This window comes from Nostoc sp., assembly GCF_036917675.1.
In the GTDB taxonomy this organism is placed as follows: domain Bacteria; phylum Cyanobacteriota; class Cyanobacteriia; order Cyanobacteriales; family Nostocaceae; genus Nostoc.
In genome coordinates, this window is record NZ_JBALCT010000063.1 from 1 (window position 1) to 20165 (window position 20165).

Here is a 20165-nt window from a genome sequence, read left to right on the forward strand (position 1 = left end):
GACCAACCTACGAATACGAAGCGATCGCGCTTGAGCCAGTCGTCTAGAACGTCAAACCACCCTCTACTGGGGGCGCGTCCAATTGCGATGGTCATCGGACTAAAATCCTCTTTTTTTACTAAAATTGCAACGTTTCTAAGGTAGTACGGAGAGCTAGTGTAACCGACTCCCGTGAGGAATTAACGTTTTTTTTGACAATCTCAACAGCCTGAAAGCAACTGAGATTCTGAGAGCTTGCCGACCAGTGAAGTCACCATTTCTCAGGGTTATGACATTACACGTACCATCGGCTAGTAATCCAGCTTGTGGTAACTTAATGATTCTTAATTTATCACACTAGTCCGGGTTTTGCCTGATACACAACAAGCAAATCAGGATATGAAACACGAACCTCATAAATAATATAAATATCAGAATTTTTACAATTTGACACAAGTTTTCTCAGAAATCTGAAAAAATTTAGTGCCGATGGACGTAGGTAAGTAACTCATTCCCAAGAGTTCAAAAAGAGGCAGGGAGAGGGGATAAGAATGGCACAGGGGTAGATGAGAAAGAATTTTTATCAGTCATTGAGTAAAGAAATTATGTAACCTGCCTTAACAAATTATTATATGGGTAGCAGCAGCGAAGGCCGCAGTTGAGTTTTGTCAACGATATTTGGTAAAATACACAGAAAGCCACCACTCAATGCAAAAACATTCAGTGTGCTAGTATTTCACGGGCAATGGTAGTTCAATGACGGCATCAACAACGATTAACAAAGGCGATCGCCTCTTCCATCAAAATGTTCTCGGTTCTCGTCGCTTCAGTAACTACTGGTGGGCAACTATCGTTACCTTGGGAGCAAGCGGCTTTTTATTGGCTGGGATATCCAGTTATTTAAAAGTTAATTTACTCATAGTTACCGATGCAACTCAACTGATATTCGTCCCCCAAGGATTGGTAATGGGGTTATATGGCACTGCTGGCTTGCTATTAGCCACATACCTATGGGTAGTGATTTTATTGGATGTAGGAGGCGGTTACAACGAATTTAATCAGGAAACTGGCACAATCAAAATATTCCGTTGGGGATTTCCTGGCAAAAACCGCCGAATTGAGATTGACAGCCGCATAGAAGATGTGCAATCTGTGCGAATAGCCGTCAAAGAAGGTCTTAATCCCCTTCGCGCACTCTATCTACGTGTTAAAGGCCGGCGAGATATACCCTTAACACGGGTAGGACAACCGTTATCCTTAACTGAGTTGGAAACAGAAGGCGCAAAGTTAGCCCGCTTCTTGGGAGTCTCATTAGAAGGACTTTAAGGGAGTGGGGAGTTAGGAGTTAGGAGTCAAGTGATTAATGTCCAATGCCCAATGCCCCATGCCCAATGCCCAATGCCCAATGTCCCATGCCTAATCCCCCTCAAAACGATAAGATACTCTGGTTGAATCAGTAACTGGCAATGCGGTTAAAAATTTCACAATTTTTGCTTTCTCTTGTGCTTATCAGTGCCTTGATGTTGGGAGGATGTTCAACACAGCAAGTCGCTTCTAATACGTCTTCTCCAAGCTTGACAGCTACCTCGGCGACAAGCGAGGCAAGCACCAAGACAACTACTGAAGCAATATCTGTATCTCAAAGTAGTAGTGAGAGTATTCCTGGAATCACAGATTTACCACGGCTCGAAGGCAAAGCTACTGTGGTTATGACGGTTAAAGGCTCGCCGATTACTATCGAAGTAGACGGCACTGATGCCCCGATTACAGCTGGCAACTTCGTAGATTTAGTGCAAAAGGGCGTGTACGATGGTTTAGCTTTCCATCGAGTTGTACGCGAACCCCAACCGTTTGTAGTTCAAGGGGGCGATCCAAAAAGCAAAGACCCGAAAGTTTCAATAGATAAACTGGGAGAAGGTAGTTATATTGACCCGAAAACGGGAAACGCTCGCTACATACCCTTAGAAGTTAAGCCAAAAGGTTCAGATACTCCGATTTACAATAAACCATTTGATGCTACTGCTCAAGCCGTCGTATTGCCCCATAAACAGGGTGCAGTAGCGATGGCGCGATCGCAACCACCAGACTCTGCTTCTGCCCAGTTTTACTTTGCTTTAGCCGATCTAGCCTTCTTGGATGGTAACTACGCCGTGTTTGGCAATGTCACTCAAGGCTTCGATGTAGTGAACAAAATTCGGCAAGGCGATCGCATTGACTCCGCTAAAGTCACCCAAGGTGCTGAAAATCTGAAAACACCTGGAAAGTAGGGGGAGAAATCAATTCAAAATTCAAAATTCAAAATTAAGAATTGAATGTTTGAATAGCGAAAGATTCCTCACTCGCAAAATTCAAATTGGTTAAGGTTTGTGTCACTGGTATTGGTTTAATTTCCGCTTTGGGTGGAAGCTTGGAGCAGAGTTGGCGAAATTTAATCGCAGGTAAATCTGGAATTCGATTACATCAACCATTTCCAGAACTGAAACCACTTCCTCTAGGTTTGATTGATCAACAACCATCTGAGTTGACTATGTTAACTCAGATGGTTGTTGCTTCTGCTTTGCAAGATGCTGGGTTGGTTGCACCTTTAGCTGATTGTACTGTAGTCATTGGATCGAGTCGCTCTTATCAAGCGTCTTGGGAAATGCTGGCAAGGCAAATGTATGAAAAACTCCACCCACAAGGGGATGGGGCATGGGGCATGGGGCATGGGGAAGAGTCTTCAATGTCCTCTTTTAAAAATTGGTTAGATACATTACCTCAGATGAATGCGATCGCATCTGCGCGACAAATCGGTGCATCGGGGATAGTTTTGGCACCGATGGCAGCTTGTGCTACTGGAATTTGGTCTATTGCTCAAGCAGCTTTACTCATCCAAACTGGGCAATGTCAACAAGCTCTAGCTGGGGCAGTGGAAGCACCAATTACACCCTTAACTTTAGCTGGGTTTCAGCAGATGGGTGCTTTGGCAAAAACTGGGGCTTATCCCTTTGATTTGCACCGGGAAGGCTTAGTGTTGGGCGAAGGCGCAGCTGTGTTTGTCTTAGAATCAGCAGAGTTGGCCAAGCAACGTCAAGCAAAAGTGTATGGTGAAATTCTCGGTTTTGGCTTAACTAACGACGCATATCATCCCAATTCACCAGAACCTGAAGGGAAAAGTGCGATCGCTGCCATCAAACAATGTCTAGAACGTAGTTGTCTCTCACCAGCCGATATTGATTACATTCATGCTCATGGCACAGCTACTCAGCTAAATGACCGCATAGAAAGCATGGTAATCCAGCGTTTGTTTCCCCAAAAAGTGGCGGTTAGTTCCACCAAAGGAAGCACAGGCCATACACTAGGAGCATCTGGAGCTTTAGGTGTAGCTTTTTCTCTGATGGCATTAAAGCATCAAATTTTACCGCCTTGTGTCGGATTGCAGCAGCCAGAGTTTGATTTAGATATCGTTACAGCAGCACGCCTAAGTAAAATTAGGCAGGTCTTATGTTTGAGTTTTGGCTTTGGCGGACAGAATGCTGCGATCGCATTAGCAAGATAAAAACTTGTAAAAACATATATAGTAGTGCCTATATACAAAGCAGCTTGCTATTAGTTATTGCAACGCTATCTTAATTAATGAATTAAGAGATATTAATTTTATTATTTTTCGTGAATGGTCTAATTTAGAAACAGCGATCGCCGAAGACTTGATAAAGTTCTCAGAACTCTTTTCACACATCCAGCTAGACAAGATATAACACTGCTAATTGACAGCCAAAGTTTATCAGATGAACTTGTGTATTCTCTCCTGTCCTACCCCGTGAGGATTACTTTGACTTGCTTTCTTTGGCAGACATTTATTTAGATACCTTTGAGTGGGCGGGTGGAAACACAACATTGGATGCGATCGCCTGTCATTTACCGATTGTCACTTGTTGTGGTGAGTTTATGCGAGGATGTCACTCCATTGGTGTCAAGTTAAGGGATTAGCCCAGATGTCAAGAGAGTGAGCAGCCGTTCATCGGTGACGTTGACGGACGCCTTTAAATAAGCCCATCCAAGGATAATGTTCCACAAGCCAAGGAATAAGTTGTAACTTAGGGTTAAGTAAAAGTGAGCGGTGAAAAAAATATCAGATACGAAACACCATTTCTACGGAAATGCGTTCAATAGGCTGTCGTAGAGCGATGCCTACGGCAGTAAACTAGGCTACATCAGCACACAAGTCATTCAGAACAGCGTAGAAAATCCAAGTAGCGTATATATTGCATTTGTACACCGTTTGTGACACCAACCCAAAGATCGGACAAGCCAACAATCGCTTAGTCAATAAAAATGCCTCCTCAATGGACCAACGTCGTCGGTATAAATCACAAATTTCTTGTGCCGAAAGTTGTTGTGGGTCAAGAACATTAGTCAAAATGTCTTTGAGACAACGCAAGTTTACTGACTTTCGTTGCTTCCACCCAGATTAATCCTTCTATTTCTAGCGATCGCAATAGATCCGTGAGATGTTGTACTTGTCGATACACTAGACTCAACACTATTGCTGCCATGACTGGTAAGGTCAGTACTCGTGAACGCAAGCTCCATTCTTTGTCTTTTACCCCTTTAAGGTTAGTAAATGTACCTAAGCTGATTAGTTCAAACAGGCGTGATTCTATCTCTTTACTGCCTGGAGCCGGTACGCTGACTCGATGGCGAAAATCTGGATTACCTTGTTTTTTCCGTGGTTTACTCATGGCTTTTTCAACACCCTTGTGTTGACTTTTACCATTGATTTGTCCACTCTTGACAGCCATCCATTTTTCTTAACTTGACACCAATGGCAAGATGAGCGCCCAGAATATGCAATTTAAATGTGCAACAGCTTATCATGTCCGCATAATTAGTTACGATTTCCACAGTCATTGCACCCCACCCCTTAATCCAGGGGATTAAGGGGTGGGGTTCTTCGGGTTTAATAAGCAATCAAGCGGACATGATATCACACAGAATTCAATTCTAAATTCTGACTCCTGACTCCTGAATTCTGTTTTGTCAAAGTTGCCGTACTAATGGCTGTCCATCTTTGACTTCACCAATCAAAACTAAATCGACACAGTTAACGAAGATACCATTTTCGAGAACACCAGGAATGTTATTCAATATCTTTTCTAGGCTGGCTGGATCTTCAATGGAGTCAAATCTGACATCTAAGACAAAATTCCCTTGATCAGTGATTACTGGGCCAGCTTTTCTTACACCCATGCGGAGTTCTGGTTTGCCACCGAGTTTTTTGATGGCATTGGTAACAGGAGTAATTGCCATTGGAATCACTTCCACGGGTACAGCGAAAGTAGAACCCAAGCGGTCTACTAACTTGCCACTATCTACCACGACGATGAACTGTTCTGCGAGATAGTCTACGACTTTTTCGCGGGTATGTGCTGCACCACCGCCTTTAATCAAATTCTTCTGGGGATCGACTTCATCAGCCCCATCAATGGCAATATCGATGTGGTCGATAGCGTCTAAGGTTGCGAGAGGAACACCGTACTGTTTCGCCAGCACTTCTGACTGAAATGAGGTGGGTATACCAATGATATCTTTGAGTTCACCAGACTTGAGGCGATCGCCTAAATACTGAATCGTATATGCTGTAGTTGACCCCGTACCCAACCCCACAATCGAACCCGACTTAACTAGGGCTGCGGCGGCTTTGCCAACTTCTTGCTTCATCAACTTTACGGGATCTGCTGCTGTCATTCCCAAAACTCCTGAAAAACTGACTATAGTCCATAGTAGTGGGCAGATAACGCCAAAAGATGAAAGGTAAAAAACAAGTTTTTGCTTTAGCCAATTTCCGCAAAAATATGATCTAATCTTGGGCGCAGTAGCGGCAAATGTTTCTGGAGGGTAAAAGCAGCAATTAGCGTAGGCGTAGCCCGCCGCAGGCATCGCTGGATGATTTACTGTCACGCTCAGTACCATTAATGGTGATTATTAGCACCCTACTAATGCAGGTTAGAACTTGGCTGTGGGTTAAGTCTGCGATGTCTGCGACGAGCTACGCCTACATTTCTGGGATTAAGAAAGATAATGAATTAGCTCAATTATGCTTTGTCCAAAGTCCAATATGCTAGGCGATCGCAATGAAAAAACCTGGTTTTATTGATAATTTAGCGATGTAATTGATAGTTAAACCCCGATCTCACATTTTCGCGTTGCTCTCGTCTCCAGATAATAGAAGTAAGCGGTGAAACTACTTGTGGAGAACAAGGATTTAAATTAGTTGAACAGACCAAGCCTGATGTTGTTTGAGCAGATTTATTTCTATTCAAAGACGTATTGACAAAATCGCCTTGCTTATTTTCATAACTAGCAACTTAGTTACTAATAGAAATGTTACGAATGTATGATTGACTGTACTAAGTAATTATGGTTGTTTTGGCTAACAAAATTATGAGATTTTTCAATTTTTGTGAGATCAGCCTCCCACTGATCAGCTTCGCCTTGCTAGGAGGGATAGCCCCAAGAGCTAATGCAGCACTTTTAGTGGGGAGTTATTATAATAACTCCGTTCTGAGCTACGACGAAAAAACGGGAGAATTCATTGATGATTTTGTTCCTTCAGGTAGTGGCGGACTACAGGGACCAACTGGTTTAACTATTGGACCCGATAAAAATCTTTATGTTAGTAATATTTTGAGCGGTAGCGTGCAACGTTACGACGGAAAAACAGGAAATTTCATTAGTACCTTTGTTCCTTCTCTTGGTGGTGGACTAGATTCACCTGAAGACTTGGTTTTTGGTCCTGACAGCAACCTTTACGTTACCAGCATTAACAGCCGCACTAGTAATAGTGTTCAACGCTACAACGGGCAAACAGGAGCTTTTGTCAACACCTTTGTCCCATCAGGTAGCGGCGGACTCAGTGCACCTTTCAGTTTGAGCTTTGGTCCAGACGGGAACCTCTACGTCAGTAGTACTCTTACTGATAGTATTTTAAGGTATAACGGGCAAACCGGAGCTTTTATCGACACTTTTGCAACCGAGGAAAAAGGGTCAGGAACTGGTGGCTTAACCTTTGGACCAGATGGCAATCTCTACGTTGCTAACTTTGAGACTAGCAATATTTCACGCTTTAACGGTAAGACAGGAGCCTTTATCGACACTTTTGTCCCTGCTGGCAGAGGCGGACTCAATGATCCTGTCAAGCCAATCTTCGGTCCGGACGGAAACCTTTACGTTAGTGGCTTAAATAGTAACAATGTATTGCGTTACAACGGCAAGACAGGAGCTTTTATTGACACCTTTATCCCTGCCGGTCGAGGTGGGTTAAAGGGGGCTGGCTTTTTGGCTTTCACTGAAGACAGCAGTGTTATTCCTGAATCTAGAATGGGGCTAGCTGTGTTGGCACTTGGTGCTGTGCTAGGAGCAAGCAAGGTACTTAGCCGTAAGCAGAAAGCCACATCATAAAAATCCAGCAATTACTGGAGCTTGAGTAGGAACCCCAGGCGATTTGAGCATTTTGATTCCAAACACTCAAAAATTTGAATCTCAATTGAATTTACTACAATTTGGAGGAGTAGCAGCCAATGGCTGCTACTCCTCCCTCTAATAATGATTATTATTACTATTCATTAGTGATTTTATTTTTTGGAAGTCCCTTATCTAGATCATTTTGGAATCTTCATTAGTTTTTATTAAGAAATAAGATGCTTGTGCCCTGTTGCCCAGCCTAAGTTCGTCATTAACTGAGTTACAGGTTATTAGGAACACCAAATTTTGCGTTAACCTCAGTAACGTAGTTTTTGAAATTCATTTAGCAGCTAAAAGTGGTTATTATGATACGTCAGCTTTCAATTACTCTATCTTTAGTGGCACTACTACAAAACTTGCCAGCAATTGCTCAAGTGCCAGAATCTACTTCTGGAATCCCAGATGATTCCATTCAACAGGTAACTGCTGTCAAATGGATGACAAACTTTTCTGATGGCAAATTTTATCCAGAAAGATTACTTAGTCGCGCTGAATTAGCGTCGATTATGGTAAAGACATTTCGGCTAGATAAAAGACAAGCTGTGAGCAAAGAAAATTTAACTATTCCAGATGTTCCTCGTTCTTATTGGGCATTTAATGATATACAGACAGTCTTAAAAACTGACATCATGAAAGGCTATCGCGGCAATGAATTTTTCCCTAACCAAAAGGTGACAAGGGCAGAAGCTCTGGCTATTTTCGCCCAGGCTTATGGTGTATTTCAGTTTTCCGATGATGCTGTTAATGAGATTCTGGCTTCACATCCAGATGAAAAGTCTATCCCAGCTTGGGCTAGAAAAGCGATCGCTACAGTAGCTACTGAGGGATTTCTGAACACAGATGCTCAAGGTAATATTTTCCCATTAAAACCCGTGACCCGTGGAGATATGGCTTATCTATTGAGTAAATATTTACAACGACAACAGCAACAACCCGAAACACCAGAAGTTCCGATTATTCCAAATAGCCCACAATCACCTTAGCTAGACTTTATCCACCCAAGGTGCTTAAAATCATCTTTGCCCATTACCTGTATACTTCTGTTGAAGCTGGCGAAGATATTGGTAATTAGACTGTGGTAATTGCGTCGGCTGCTGCATACCATAATTCCCATATGACTGTGGTAGTTGAGTCGGCTGCTGCAAGCCATAATTACCATAGGACTGTGGTAGTTGAGTCGGCTGCTGCAAGCCATAATTACCATATCCTACAGGGTTTGTGGGGATGACAACGCCTTGACTTGGACTCTGGCTAGAGTAAGGTGCAATATTAGTTGGAGCCAGAGAGGTAACTGGGGGTGTCAATGGTGATACATTAGGCACTACCTGACCACTATTTAAATTATTGTAGGGATTTTGCGGTAAGTTCGTACCCGTTGAAGTATAACCAGTACCAGTAGTTAACCCATTACTAGGCAATACCTGACCGTTATTTAAATTACTGTAGGAATTTTGTGGTAAGTTCGCACCCGTTGAGGTGTAGCCTGTCCCAGCAGTTAACCCAGTACTTGGTAGAGAATTCTGACTTGGTAAGCTGTTGATGGGTGGCATTAGCGTTGTTCCTGGGTCAGAGACTCGTCCCGATGCATTTGTCTGAGTTGCAGTACCATTGAAGTTAGACAATTTCTGGTTTGTCGATTGGTTGAGCGCCGCTTGCAGAGGGCTGATAGAGAGAGAATTTTGATTCTTGTTGGTTTGATTAGTAAATCCAATACCCAGGCTAGAGGATGTTTGTCCCTCCCCCATTGCTTCAGACGCCGCATTTAAGGTCTTAAGACCTAGAAGCTGGTTATTATTATCAACCGTCCCAGTACGCAATAAATTTTCTGTTTGGACAACAAAGGGATTTTCCAGGGCTGGCGAGGTGTGGCCATTAACGCCTAAACCAGGATTTAATTTGGTATCACTAGCAGACTTTTGCGTGTTAGTTATATTGTCTAATAAGTCGTTGCTCTTTTTTTCGTTAGTGTTTTCCTTCGGGGTATTTGCTGGTGCTGAGAGAGTTGCTTGCTCAAAGTCATTAAATAAAACTGGCAAGTTATCAATATCGGCTGCAATAGCTCTGTTTTCTGCTGACAGTTCGGAATCAGCAGGCTTTTGTGAAGCGACTTGGTTTTTTTGCTTATAAACGAAAATATCTGGATTTGACCAGTATTCCCAGGTTCCTAGCCCTACTACAGATAAAAAAATTGCAGTTCCCCAAAAAGCAGGTCGCCCTAGATTCCATAATAATCTGGCTCTGAGATAGCGTAAGTATGCGGGAGGATAATATCGATGTGGCATGGGATTGGTAATTGAAATTTACTCGAAATCGGGAAAACTTGACGGAAGCTGAAGACATTGCTGTTTAATGCTTTTGCTTTCCTCAACAGGAAATATCTCAACTTAAGTTTGAATGGTGATTTAATCCTAACTTCTCCATCAGTTATTAGTCGTTACCAAGTCAAAAATTTACTTATTAGCGGCTGGAGTGCTTTGGCAAGATTTTGTAGAAAGTTATGGCAATTTATGGTTAGTTTTTGGGTATCGGTCACATTGGATAACATCAGGAGTTGACAACTGGTCTAATTTATTGTTGTAGCCGGACAAAAGTTCAACTTTTTTACTTTCTAGTTAGCAAACTGTGCGCTCTGAAGGCGCACTGCTGCACCCTACTATTAACCAGGAGACTACAGCAATGATGAAAGCTGAAGATATCATGACCAAAGACGTAGTTACCATTCGCGGTTCGGCGACTGTTGCTGAAGCAGTGGGGGTGATGAAGGAAAAAAGATTGCGGGCGCTGGTTGTGGATCGTCGCTATGACAATGATGCTTATGGCATTGTCACAGAAACGGATATTGTTTATAAGGTAACAGCCTACGGTAAAGATCCAAAGCAAGTGCGGGTTTATGAAATTATGAGCAAGCCCTGCATTGTAGTAAATCCTGATTTGGGTGTGGAATATGTAGCGCGGTTATTTGCTAATACTGGTATCCACAGGGCACCTGTGATTCAAGGCAAGCTGTTGGGCATCATCTCGATTACCGACATTTTGACCAAAAGCGACTTTGTGGAAGCGCCACAAGCGCTACTGCTGGAGGAGAGAATTCAAAAAGCAATTGAGCAGGCTCGTGCTATTTGCACTGAACAAGGTGCCTATTCTAAACCCTGTGCAGCCGCTTGGGATGAGGTAGAAGAACTCCAAGCAGAAGCAGCTCATCAGAAAGCTGAGGGTATGGTATCAGCCAAAGTTTCTTTTCAAGAATACTGTAAGGAAAACCCAGACGCACCGCAATGTCGAAATTATCATCCGTAATTGAAGGTGAGTTGGATGGCTGGAATTTGACCTCTCTCCTAGAAGACTACGGTGTACACATAAGTCTCTCTGGACGCAATTTACGGTTTATCGAATAGCTTAAGAAAACCTCACCCTGGTTTTGCTTGTGCAAAACCTGTCCCTCTCCTTAGTAAGGAGAGGGATTAAAGTCAGGACAGGGATGATTTGTATGTACATGGTAGCAGTTCCTCAATTTACCGTTTGGCAACTCGGATTAATAAGAATAGACCTATTCCCAAAAAAAGAAAGTTGGGCAACCAAGCGCCGATAAAGGGAGAGAGGACACCTGCTTGCCCGATCGCACCACTAATAAAGAAAATTAAGTAGTATGAAAAAATTACGATCACACTAATCCCAAAGCTGGTGCCTCTTCCAGTTCGCTGCGGTATGCTTCCCATCGCTGCACCTACTAAGCCAAAAACTACGCATACAAAAGGTAAAGAGATTTTTTGTTGAATCCGCACTTCGAGTTTACGAATTTTTTGGCGATCGCCACCGAGATTTTCTACTTCTAGTTGCTGTAGTGCTTCAGAAATATTCATCTCACCATAGTCCCGGCTTTTTTCTGCCAGACTTAATGGCGTGCGCGGTAGTTGCAGTTGTTGGTGTTCAAATCTGACAATGTTGCGATAAGAGCGATCGGCAGCGACAAAATAGATCGTGCCGTTGTAAAAATCCCAGACATTTTGAGAAGGATTCCACTGGGCAGATTCTGATACCACAATTTGATTCAGACCTGTTGTTGAGCCGTCTATAATTGTCAAACCTTTCATCCGCTTACCATCAAACTGGTCGGCGTAAAATAAGCGTGTCAATCTTCTATTCTTAGAGCCATCCGGCTGAACAACATCCTGGTATTCAGGATAGAAAATATTTTGCTGTTTAAAAGTTGGCTTATCTGATTTGAGGGCTTTATCTAGAGTCATCGCCGCTTGATAATTTGCTGCTGGTGCAATTTGTTCGTTAAATACAAATGTCATTCCTGTTACCACAAGACTTAACATCACAGCAGTTAGCACCATGCGATAGACACTCACCCCACAACCACGCAGGGCAATTAGTTCGCTGTCGCTAGAAAGACGACTGTAGGTCATCAAAGTAGCCAGCAGCGTAGACATGGGGAAGGCTAAAACGATAAAATTGGGAAACTTTAACAAAAAAACTTGAATAGCAATGTCTATAGGTAGCCCAGATTCTACAATTTTTCTGACGAGATCAAATACAGCATCAATGGTGACACCAAGTGATGAAAAAGCTCCGACACCAAAGAAAAACGGCGCTAACAATTCGCTGGTAAGATAGCGATCCATGATCGTAAAAGGCAGCAGCGAATTGAGGCTGTAGAAAGACGTGAGCTTCTTTGAAATCATAAGCAACTTGAAAAGTTAAATATTAGCAACCCCTAGAAAAGCAAAGCATCTGTTTAATATCAAAATTAAATTCTCAATATCTGAGAATGCAAAATGAAATTAACTAAGAAATTTAGGCTTAAAAATAAACAATAAAAATATCCTTTGAAAATATTAACTAAATAATTGTTAATTTAGACTTGAAAATTATCCCCTAAATAATATTGTCGCACGAGGGGATTGCTGTAGAGTTCGTCAGCAGCGCCAAAAGCGAGAATTTGTCCCTCGCGCATGATGTAGGCGCGATCGGTGATCGCCAGGGTTTCGCGGACATTATGATCTGTAATTAAGATTCCCATGCCGCGATCGCGCAGTTGTGCCACAATTTGCTGAATTTCTGAGACTGCGATCGGATCAACTCCCGCAAATGGTTCATCCAAAAGTAAAAATTTTGGACCTTCTTGTCCAGCAGCTAAAGACCTTGCTAATTCCGTCCGCCGTCGCTCACCACCAGAAAGTTGAATTCCTTTGCTATTGGCTAATTTTTCCAACCGAAACTCCCGCAGTAAAGTTTTTAGTCGCCTTGACCACTCCCATCGTGGCACATTCGTTTGCTCTAGCACCAACAGAATATTATCCTCTACCGAGAGTTGGCGAAAAACACTTGGTTCTTGTGCTAGATAACCAATACCCAATCGCGCCCTTTTGTGCATTGGCATTGCTGTAACATCCAGATTACCTAGCCAGACTTTTCCTTGATTGGGTTTTTCTAAACCTGTGGCAATGTAAAAGGTCGTAGTTTTACCAGCCCCATTGGGGCCTAGTAAACCAACGACTTCGCCCTGAGCAACAGAAAGATTGACACGATTGACAATTACTCGCTTGCCATAAGATTTGTGAATATTCTCTAAAACAATTTTCACGCTGGAGGCACCCTTTCTTGGTGGTAGATGCTAATTAGAAGGTTTGAATGTTGGTGTCTTTGGGGCAGGTGTCGCAGTTTCTCCATTATTATTTGATTCCTGCACCATGTAGATGGACTCTACCTGACGGTTCGATTGGGGTAAGGCAACAAATCGCCCTTCATCAATTAAATAGGTTACTTTCTCCGCCCGAATACTGTTACCGCCCTGTTGCAAAATATAGACGTTGCCACTGAAATCAATTCGGCGTTCTTTACTAAAGTACTGTGCTTGGGCAGATGTTGCCTGAATCTGGCGAGCCGGATACAACATTTGCACATTCCCGCGAGCGGTGACTACTTGATTTTTAGCGTCATATTCTTGCACATCAGCGCGGATAGTGAGGGGGCGATTTGCTCCAGATGTTTGTGCAGTAGCGGTTTGTAGTTGGGTAGGGAAGACAAAAGCGCCCAAGAGTGCAACTGGCAGCATTAAAGCTAATCCAAAGCGACGCATTTGTGATATTGGCAATTGATAGCAGGGCATCATAGCAATTGGGGATTCAGGATTTGGGCTTGCATTCTAATTATCTCAACTACTTTATCCAGACTATGAAATATCCAATCTGGAGTGATTTCCGATAACTACTGGTTGAAATAGTGACGCTACCCCCAACCTCAAGGTTTCAGCAGATTTTATCTAAAATCCACCACAACTTAAATATAACGGTCTTAACTTTTTTCGCCACACCTTACACCTGATTAGTATCAACTTTAACCAAAACCTTGATAAAATTTGGTTTCTCTGGTTTCATTTAAAATCTTAAACCGTGACTTCAACAACAAAATCAAGATGGACAATAGGCAAAATATTAATTTCTTTAGTTGCAATATTTACTGGTGTATCTCCCTATCTCGCGGATTGGAATATAACGCACATTTATAACCCGGCGTGGACTCCGCATGCTAAAATTCACAACGCGCAAACTATGGTATTAGGTGCTATGCTCGGTTTTCTAGCCATATATTGTTTATGGTTTAGACAGGGAATAACGAAAAAGCAGAAGTTAAACGAAGCTACAGTTTTGGCATCATTATATTGGTTAGCGCAACTGCCTGCCATACTGTTCCCCGATACCGCATTGGTAGATTCGGGAATCAATCATGTACAAATGCCTAAAATACTTGGCGTTGAACTTAACCAGTTAATTTTGGACATTATAGTTATTTTTCCTTTAATTGCATTAGGTTACTACTTAGAAAACAGAGCGCTTAAGAAAGCAGCCATCTAAAACCATAACCATTTACACAGCACAAAAGTTAAATTTGGGAAAATAATATGAAACAAACAATTTTAGTAGCAGGCGGAACAGGTAATCTCGGTGGACGAATCGTTAAAGCTTTAATAAAAAGAGGGGCAAAAGTACGTGTCCTTAGCCGTAACGAAATTGACCCAGTGAAAATAAAGAAACTGACCGAACTTGGTGCTGAGGTAATTGCAGTAGACATGTCAGATGTTGAAGAGCTTAAACTTGCATGCCAAGGCGTATCCTGTGTTGTCTCTGCGTTGGCAGGGCTACAGGATGTAATCGTAGATTCCCAAACGCTATTGCTTGATGCAGCCATAGCTGCGGGCGTACCCCGTTTCATTCCGTCTGATTTTTCATCTGACTTTACAAAAATGCCTGAAGGTGAAAACAGAAATTTTGATTTAAGAAAAGAGTTCCATAAATACCTGGACAAATCGCCAATCGCTGCAACCTCTATACTAAATGGTGCTTTTGCAAATATATTGAGCTATAAGACGCCGCTTTATAATCCAAATGACCATAGTGTTGCCTATTGGGGAGATAATCCTGACTGGAAAGTGGACTTTTCGACTATGGACAATACGGCAGATTATACCGCAGCCGCAGCGTTAGACTCCGCAACTCCAACAATTCTACGGATTGCCAGTTTCCAGATTAGTCCAAACGAATTGATTGCTATAGGCGAAGAAGTTAAAAAGACAAATTTTAAACTTGTCCCAATGGGAAGCTTGGAAGATTTTTCTGCCTCAAACAAAAGGGAGCAGGCGGCACACCCGGAAGGAGAAAAACAGATGTATCCGGATTGGCAAGTTAGTCAGTATTTGTATAGTATGTTTAGCGTCCAAAATAAACCGCTGGATAATGACCGATATCCTAATGTTCAGTGGACAAGCGCTATTGATATAATTTCAAAAATCTAACCTACAACTCCAAATAACAATACTCCAGACAATTTTTAGTTGAGGGAATAGACAAGAAAGCTATACAAAAGAAAAACAAGGAGACAAGGAAGTAATTTTTCTCCCTATCTTCCTTGTTTTCCTTCATCTGCTTAAACTTTATTAATCGCTAACTAGGACAATTATAGGTAAAGATAAAGCTTCATTTTCACCCAGTTCGCCAGCGCTAATCAAGTCTTGCCCTATTTGTTGTAATGTCGTCAACAATGCTGCGCTTTGACTCAATAGCTCATCTACGTCAACCCCACCGTAACTAGATGGGTAACGCCGTAGGCGATTACTGCCTTCTCCAAGTAGAATTACTGCACCTCGCCAGTTACGATTCTCCAAATGATACAGTGCTACAGCAATCTGGAGAATGCCTTGATAAAAGGTTTTTTCTGGTTCGCCAGCTTCAATCCACAAAGCCTCTAAAGTGTCATGACAGGCGTAGAACTCACCAGAATTGAACTGTTCTACACCTTGCCAAAACTCTTGGGGCATGATTTCGCTCATCCCATGCTCTCTCGTACTTCTTTAATTGTTTCGAGAGAGATTTCTTGTTTTTCTCCAGCAAACTCGTTGTCAGGGGTGAGGAACAACATGCAATGGCACTCTTTGCGTTCTCTCATTGGCACACAGGGACAGTTCCAATATGTGGCGTGAACCTCAGCTTCTTTATCTTCGTAATGACGACAGGGACATAAAGGCGCACCTAGATCGTCTTTATGTTTGGCTAGTCCTTCAATCACAACTGCGGTGACTGAAGGTTCAGAACAGAAATATGTTCCAGTACGCTTGGCGTATTGTTCGGAAAAATGCCGCATTGCCTCTAGACTTCTATCGCTGGATTTTGTGTTATGTTCTGATGTGATCATGTCGCTCATAATTTAAATATTTCTTTGCATTGTACCTCAGCCTCATGTGGGGATTACTGGGTGTATTTCCCCAAACTTACCTGTTGCAATTGTTTTACCTTTGCTCAAAGGCTGATATGTCCGGTGTGCTGGGATCAGACAAAATCTCAGAAATCGCCAAAGCTTAACCTGTCAGCAGTCTTTGGAATTATAAAATTTGAATTGATTTATGAATGTAATGTTTTTTGCAGTTGCGATTGCAGTGAGCGTAGGCCTAGCCCGTCGGAGACATCGCGCTGCATTACTATACCAGGGTGTTCCCAATTGATTACCTCTGGTTCTGCTGGTGAGGAAATATTTGGCCACAAAACCCAGCGACTGCCTTGAGGAAGAGTCGCAAGGCTCAGGGAGTTTTGAGTCAGCCAAATCAAAGGGTAGCTTTTAGGAACTACTGAACTGGCATCTTCTAGGGCTGTGGTTGCTGCTAAGGTTTCTAAAACAAAATGATCGCCTTTAATTAAACTTGTTGATGCTGTCCAGAGTTGCACCTCTAATTGTTGTTGCTGTGCGTAAAAATACAGCGAAGCTGCGGCAATTACTGCTTGTTCAAAGTTTTCTTCTTCCCACTTGCTAGCGCTGTCAAGGGCAATAACTATCTCTTGTCCACCTGTCACCATTTCTAACTCCCGCACCCTTAATTCGCCATAGCGGGCGCTAGTCCGCCAATGAATCAGACGTGTCGGATCTCCAACGCGGTAGGGACGGAGCGATCGCACCAGCCCCGTTGTCGCTGTCTGCAATGGTCTACCACGGCTATCACCCCTTTTGCTCTCTTCTTGCCCCATTCCATCTACTAAGGGGCAGGTAGCCAAGGGTAACACTGTGGGATAGACGATCGCCATTGCAGCACAATCACGCTGACGGCGACACCAAAACAATCCCAAAGGCGCACCAGAACCCAGTTCGACTGTGTGCCAGCGATAGATACCCCGGCGCTGGGTAGGGTGGTAATATACCCAACGATAACTGCTTTGGCTAAGAATTGTTTCGATTGCCTTTTGTACTGGTTTCCCCAAGACGAAGGGTAGTATATCTTCAACTTGCAATAAGCTTACAGGCTGCTGTCTCTGATTGCGGATTTCTAATTCCACCGTTAGATCATCGCCGGCTGACACAGGTTGCATGGGACGGCGGGTGATGGATAGACCTGTGAGCGATCGCGGCGGTAAGATAGCTGCTACACCCAAAAGGGCAAAACTGATGCCGCTAATGGCGTACAGCCAACCAGCCATCGTATTGATACCTGCTCCAAAAAAACAAATAGCGGTTGCTGCTAGTATCCAACCGCCATAAGAAGGGGCACAAGCGTGAATTTCTAACCAATTAGTGATGGGTTTGATGATTTTCATGTTTCTTTTTTAACCCAATACCACCCGAAATTCACAGTGTCTCAGGGGTTTGCCAAAAAAGCCATTTTTCACAAATGATTTAGGACTGCTATATTTTAAATGTGTGAAATGAAAGCAGCAGCGAAAGACAAGAGTGTTATAAATATTGATTGATTATATAGACAATTTACCCAAACATGGTAATTTGGGTATTATAAGAAAGGTAATCCCAGCGACATTTAGTTCAGGGATAGAGGGTATTGCAGTTTATCCATTCCGGGTAACACCAGGAAAAGTGGCTTAAGGATATTTGTCCATAAAGTTACTAACTGTTAAATCTCTCGACGAAACGCTCTAATGGCTTCACCAGCGTCAGTCTCAGCCATCAAAATGTAGCGTCTCAGCAAATCCAAATTGAGGTCATTGAGTCCAGGTAGTTGGCTACGATCAATGCGTTCATTGCTGCCATTATGTAGATCATAGAGCGTCAATAGCCCATCTTCCCAAAACCAGACTTCCGGTACTCCCAGAGCTTTATAGCGCTCTAACTTGCCGATACCACCACTGGTAAAAACGACTTCGATGGACAAATCTGGAATCAGTTTGGCGCTTTCAATGCAGTAGGACTCGTCCGCTTGAACCGAAACAAGCCCTTCTTTTTCCTGGGTCATTGAGCGGGTTGGCTGAAAAAAAAATACCCTTTTCAACGAGAAAGGTTGTTACTAAATAACCGATGATACTTGCAAAAATTTCATGTTCACGTCCCGGCATGAGAATCTCAATCGTATCGTCATAGTAAAACAGCCGCACACCAGGAGAACCGTCAAAACCCTTTTGGATGAACTTGAACTGTTCCCACGTCCCATAATGGACGATGCGTTGGTCGGTACTTCGGTCGAGTAGTGGGGGCATCGCGTTCACCTCTAGCAATCCCTGTCTGAATTGTGACATACTGTTTGCCAGCATGACTATCATAAGCTTTAAAAATAATTGATTTGTTTTCGATCGCTCCTTCATAATTAGCTCAGTTGCGACGCCGAATAGCCCGTCGTAGACATCGCGTTTTGTGAGAATGTGGCAATGGCGATGTCTACGAAATTTATAATTGTATATGATGAAATTATGCAATGTAGGTAGAAGGTAAAATATGACAATTACTACCAACTTAAAACAACTCTATGAAACTGATGATAATTTATGGTTAGAAGAAACTATTGAATTATTAAAACAAAAAGAGTTTAGCAAACTTGATTTAGAAAACTTAATTGAGGAATTAATCAGTTTGGGTAAAAGAGATTTAGCTAAAGCTAAAAGTATTTTAAGGCAAATTATTATTCATATATTATTACTCCAATATTGGCAAGTTGAATATGAAAGAAACTATCGTCATTGGATGGGAGAAATTAAAACCTTTAGATATGACTTAAATAATCATTTAACGACGAATTTAATAAACAAGTTACAGGATGATTTAGAGAATATTTATCAAAGTGCGGTTGATTTTGTGAAAATTAAAACCGATTTAACTATTTTTCTAGAAAAGTGTCCTTACACTCTTGTACAATTATTAGATGAAAATTATTCACTTTAAATATATCAGTCTGATCTGATTTTTGTGAAATGAAAGCAGTACCGAGAGATGATCCTAATTTTGATTGAGGAACTTGGGTGATCTGAGCGATCGCCTGCCCCAATCGCGTAAAGTGATTAGGATTGAGGGTGAATAGAATATCGACTTGAACTTTAAGTCAGCTATTCCATACTCACTGATAAGTATAAGCCTATGCCATACAGTAAATTCACTCTCAGTAAAGCTGTAGAAGATTTCCATCTCACAATTGTTGAAGGAGGCCGCTTCCTACCAGAAATTCCCTCAGTCACTCCGACTCCTTTGCTGAAGGATATTCTTAAAGAAACGATTCCTTGGGCGATCGCAGTCAGTAGCGAAAAAGCCCGTTCTGAAGGTATCATCAATCCCGTATTATTAGAGGTAAAACGTCAACTTAAAGGACAGATTAGCGTTTTCTCTGGGGAAGAATTCAATGTCGAACCGGAGGCCGAACTCACTGGCTATGTTGACTTTCTCATTAGTCGTTCAAGAGAGCAGCTATATATCAAAGCTCCGGCAGTTATCCTAGTGGAAGCCAAAAAGGAAGACCTTAAACCAGCTCTAGGGCAATGCCTCGCCGAAATGGTAGCAGCCCAACGCTTCAACCAACAAAAGCAACAGCCAATCTCGACGATTTTCGGAACGGTGACAAGTGGCACAGTTTGGCGGTTTCTGAAGTTGGAAGGGCAATGCGCGTCGATAGATTTTACAGATTACCCCCTCCCTCCGGTTGAGCAAATTTTGGGCTTTCTCATTTGGATGGCGCAGTCGGGCTGACGATCAAGACAGGAGAGAGCTAATCAGTTTTTGAGAGATTCTTCTTTGAGAATGGGTTTTAAGCAACACCATAGTTGGTGTTATAAATCTCGGTTAAAACTTGTTGGTACAACGCATTTATGGGTTAAGACGAGCAAAGCCTAAGACTGAGAAATTGATTGCTGAGTTGACAATGAATACAGAGGAGTCTGAATGAGATTGGTTGAACGCCACATAATTAAAACTAGCCACTTATT

General features: G+C 42.5%; 21 protein-coding genes and 1 pseudogene. 11 read left to right on the plus strand and 11 right to left on the minus strand.

The window, feature by feature from the left end; genetic code table 11:
* Positions 1–735: 735 nt before the first annotated feature.
* The 4 genes from V7K31_RS23810 to V7K31_RS23825 all read left to right on the plus strand — a co-directional run bounded on the left by V7K31_RS23810 (position 736) and on the right by V7K31_RS23825 (position 3948).
* The gene (locus tag V7K31_RS23810; protein ID WP_335097293.1) at positions 736–1305 is read left to right on the plus strand and encodes a photosystem I assembly protein Ycf4; all 570 of its coding nucleotides are present in this window, start codon (positions 736–738) and stop codon (positions 1303–1305) included.
* Between the two features lie 140 nt (positions 1306–1445).
* On the plus strand, positions 1446–2246 hold the full coding sequence (locus V7K31_RS23815; protein WP_335097294.1) for a peptidylprolyl isomerase: 801 nt from the start codon (positions 1446–1448) through the stop codon (positions 2244–2246).
* An 86-nt stretch (positions 2247–2332) separates the two neighbouring features.
* The gene (locus V7K31_RS23820; protein WP_335097295.1) at positions 2333–3517 is read left to right on the plus strand and encodes a beta-ketoacyl-ACP synthase; all 1185 of its coding nucleotides are present in this window, start codon (positions 2333–2335) and stop codon (positions 3515–3517) included.
* Positions 3518–3804: 287 nt separating this feature from the next.
* Positions 3805–3948 carry a hypothetical protein gene (locus tag V7K31_RS23825; protein ID WP_335097317.1) on the plus strand — a complete coding sequence of 48 codons (144 nt, stop codon included), beginning with the start codon at positions 3805–3807 and terminating at the stop codon, positions 3946–3948.
* 28 nt (positions 3949–3976) lie between these two features.
* Here the strand turns inward: V7K31_RS23825 and V7K31_RS31950 are convergent.
* The 3 genes and pseudogenes from V7K31_RS31950 to rpiA all read right to left on the minus strand — a co-directional run.
* A pseudogene (locus V7K31_RS31950) lies at positions 3977–4378 on the minus strand (IS4 family transposase); the annotation flags it as partial.
* Entirely contained in the window at positions 4371–4760 is a 390-nt protein-coding gene (locus V7K31_RS31955) for a hypothetical protein (RefSeq protein WP_442941363.1), read from the minus strand. The pseudogene V7K31_RS31950 and the gene V7K31_RS31955, both read right to left, overlap by 8 nt.
* Before the next feature lie 238 nt (positions 4761–4998).
* The gene (gene rpiA / locus V7K31_RS23835; protein WP_335097296.1) at positions 4999–5706 is read right to left on the minus strand and encodes a ribose-5-phosphate isomerase RpiA; all 708 of its coding nucleotides are present in this window, start codon (positions 5704–5706) and stop codon (positions 4999–5001) included.
* A gap of 696 nt (positions 5707–6402) precedes the next feature.
* Here rpiA and V7K31_RS23840 point away from each other — a divergent pair.
* Complete coding sequence (locus tag V7K31_RS23840; RefSeq protein WP_335097298.1) at positions 6403–7419, plus strand: Vgb family protein; 1017 nt, start codon at positions 6403–6405, stop codon at positions 7417–7419.
* Between the two features lie 368 nt (positions 7420–7787).
* Positions 7788–8465 (plus strand): S-layer homology domain-containing protein, encoded by a 678-nt coding sequence (locus tag V7K31_RS23845; protein WP_335097300.1) that lies wholly within the window; start codon positions 7788–7790, stop codon positions 8463–8465.
* Between the two features lie 30 nt (positions 8466–8495).
* Here V7K31_RS23845 and V7K31_RS23850 read toward each other — a convergent pair whose 3' ends face one another.
* Entirely contained in the window at positions 8496–9764 is a 1269-nt protein-coding gene (locus tag V7K31_RS23850) for a hypothetical protein (RefSeq protein WP_335097302.1), read from the minus strand.
* Positions 9765–10158: 394 nt separating this feature from the next.
* Between V7K31_RS23850 and V7K31_RS23855 the strand changes: the two genes are divergently transcribed.
* Positions 10159–10779 (plus strand): CP12 domain-containing protein, encoded by a 621-nt coding sequence (locus V7K31_RS23855; protein WP_335097316.1) that lies wholly within the window; start codon positions 10159–10161, stop codon positions 10777–10779.
* Positions 10780–10994: 215 nt separating this feature from the next.
* On the opposite strand, the gene V7K31_RS23860 is transcribed toward V7K31_RS23855, so the two are convergent.
* The 3 genes from V7K31_RS23860 to V7K31_RS23870 form a co-directional block, all read right to left on the minus strand.
* Positions 10995–12110, minus strand: a complete 1116-nt coding sequence (locus tag V7K31_RS23860; RefSeq protein ID WP_442941364.1) for an LptF/LptG family permease — start codon at positions 12108–12110, stop codon at positions 10995–10997.
* 233 nt (positions 12111–12343) lie between these two features.
* Positions 12344–13072 carry an LPS export ABC transporter ATP-binding protein gene (gene lptB / locus V7K31_RS23865; RefSeq protein ID WP_334946538.1) on the minus strand — a complete coding sequence of 243 codons (729 nt, stop codon included), beginning with the start codon at positions 13070–13072 and terminating at the stop codon, positions 12344–12346.
* A 30-nt stretch (positions 13073–13102) separates the two neighbouring features.
* Complete coding sequence (locus V7K31_RS23870; RefSeq protein ID WP_335097304.1) at positions 13103–13600, minus strand: LptA/OstA family protein; 498 nt, start codon at positions 13598–13600, stop codon at positions 13103–13105.
* A 280-nt stretch (positions 13601–13880) separates the two neighbouring features.
* On the opposite strand from V7K31_RS23870, the gene V7K31_RS23875 reads away from it, so the two are divergent.
* Positions 13881–14342 carry a DUF6640 family protein gene (locus V7K31_RS23875; RefSeq protein WP_335097306.1) on the plus strand — a complete coding sequence of 154 codons (462 nt, stop codon included), beginning with the start codon at positions 13881–13883 and terminating at the stop codon, positions 14340–14342.
* Positions 14343–14389: 47 nt separating this feature from the next.
* Entirely contained in the window at positions 14390–15280 is an 891-nt protein-coding gene (locus V7K31_RS23880; protein WP_335097308.1) for an NmrA family NAD(P)-binding protein, read from the plus strand.
* Positions 15281–15421: 141 nt separating this feature from the next.
* On the opposite strand, the gene V7K31_RS23885 is transcribed toward V7K31_RS23880, so the two are convergent.
* From V7K31_RS23885 to V7K31_RS23900, 4 genes are all read right to left on the minus strand, one after another.
* Positions 15422–15814: a DUF309 domain-containing protein gene (locus V7K31_RS23885; protein WP_335097310.1), complete on the minus strand. Its 393-nt coding sequence runs from the start codon at positions 15812–15814 to the stop codon at positions 15422–15424.
* On the minus strand, positions 15811–16176 hold the full coding sequence (locus tag V7K31_RS23890; protein WP_292772661.1) for a ferredoxin thioredoxin reductase catalytic beta subunit: 366 nt from the start codon (positions 16174–16176) through the stop codon (positions 15811–15813). Before V7K31_RS23890 ends, V7K31_RS23885 begins: the two co-directional genes overlap by 4 nt.
* A gap of 206 nt (positions 16177–16382) precedes the next feature.
* Positions 16383–17564 (minus strand): DUF58 domain-containing protein, encoded by a 1182-nt coding sequence (locus V7K31_RS23895; RefSeq protein WP_335097311.1) that lies wholly within the window; start codon positions 17562–17564, stop codon positions 16383–16385.
* 311 nt (positions 17565–17875) lie between these two features.
* The gene (locus V7K31_RS23900) at positions 17876–18214 is read right to left on the minus strand and encodes a hypothetical protein (protein WP_335097313.1); all 339 of its coding nucleotides are present in this window, start codon (positions 18212–18214) and stop codon (positions 17876–17878) included.
* A 476-nt stretch (positions 18215–18690) separates the two neighbouring features.
* Between V7K31_RS23900 and V7K31_RS23905 the strand changes: the two genes are divergently transcribed.
* Positions 18691–19134 (plus strand): DUF29 domain-containing protein, encoded by a 444-nt coding sequence (locus V7K31_RS23905; RefSeq protein ID WP_335097315.1) that lies wholly within the window; start codon positions 18691–18693, stop codon positions 19132–19134.
* Positions 19135–19326: 192 nt separating this feature from the next.
* A complete protein-coding gene (locus V7K31_RS23910) occupies positions 19327–19929 on the plus strand; it encodes a hypothetical protein (protein ID WP_334822824.1) in 603 nt (200 codons plus the stop codon).
* Positions 19930–20165: the final 236 nt, after the last annotated feature.

What these genes read in the sequence shown, in the direction of transcription:
- V7K31_RS23890 (WP_292772661.1), bottom strand. Translation starts at nt 16,176, where the DNA reads ATGATCACATCAGAACATAACACAAAATCCAGCGATAGAAGTCTAGAG.
- V7K31_RS23905 (WP_335097315.1), top strand. Translation starts at nt 18,691, where the DNA reads ATGACAATTACTACCAACTTAAAACAACTCTATGAAACTGATGATAAT.
- V7K31_RS23880 (WP_335097308.1), top strand. Translation starts at nt 14,390, where the DNA reads ATGAAACAAACAATTTTAGTAGCAGGCGGAACAGGTAATCTCGGTGGA.
- V7K31_RS31955 (WP_442941363.1), bottom strand. Translation starts at nt 4,760, where the DNA reads ATGGCTGTCAAGAGTGGACAAATCAATGGTAAAAGTCAACACAAGGGT.
- V7K31_RS23855 (WP_335097316.1), top strand. Translation starts at nt 10,159, where the DNA reads ATGATGAAAGCTGAAGATATCATGACCAAAGACGTAGTTACCATTCGC.
- V7K31_RS23860 (WP_442941364.1), bottom strand. Translation starts at nt 12,110, where the DNA reads ATGGATCGCTATCTTACCAGCGAATTGTTAGCGCCGTTTTTCTTTGGT.
- V7K31_RS23810 (WP_335097293.1), top strand. Translation starts at nt 736, where the DNA reads ATGACGGCATCAACAACGATTAACAAAGGCGATCGCCTCTTCCATCAA.
- V7K31_RS23840 (WP_335097298.1), top strand. Translation starts at nt 6,403, where the DNA reads ATGAGATTTTTCAATTTTTGTGAGATCAGCCTCCCACTGATCAGCTTC.
- V7K31_RS23815 (WP_335097294.1), top strand. Translation starts at nt 1,446, where the DNA reads ATGCGGTTAAAAATTTCACAATTTTTGCTTTCTCTTGTGCTTATCAGT.
- V7K31_RS23870 (WP_335097304.1), bottom strand. Translation starts at nt 13,600, where the DNA reads ATGATGCCCTGCTATCAATTGCCAATATCACAAATGCGTCGCTTTGGA.
- V7K31_RS23845 (WP_335097300.1), top strand. Translation starts at nt 7,788, where the DNA reads ATGATACGTCAGCTTTCAATTACTCTATCTTTAGTGGCACTACTACAA.
- rpiA (WP_335097296.1), bottom strand. Translation starts at nt 5,706, where the DNA reads ATGACAGCAGCAGATCCCGTAAAGTTGATGAAGCAAGAAGTTGGCAAA.
- V7K31_RS23895 (WP_335097311.1), bottom strand. Translation starts at nt 17,564, where the DNA reads ATGAAAATCATCAAACCCATCACTAATTGGTTAGAAATTCACGCTTGT.
- V7K31_RS23910 (WP_334822824.1), top strand. Translation starts at nt 19,327, where the DNA reads ATGCCATACAGTAAATTCACTCTCAGTAAAGCTGTAGAAGATTTCCAT.
- V7K31_RS23850 (WP_335097302.1), bottom strand. Translation starts at nt 9,764, where the DNA reads ATGCCACATCGATATTATCCTCCCGCATACTTACGCTATCTCAGAGCC.
- V7K31_RS23885 (WP_335097310.1), bottom strand. Translation starts at nt 15,814, where the DNA reads ATGAGCGAAATCATGCCCCAAGAGTTTTGGCAAGGTGTAGAACAGTTC.
- V7K31_RS23900 (WP_335097313.1), bottom strand. Translation starts at nt 18,214, where the DNA reads ATGACCCAGGAAAAAGAAGGGCTTGTTTCGGTTCAAGCGGACGAGTCC.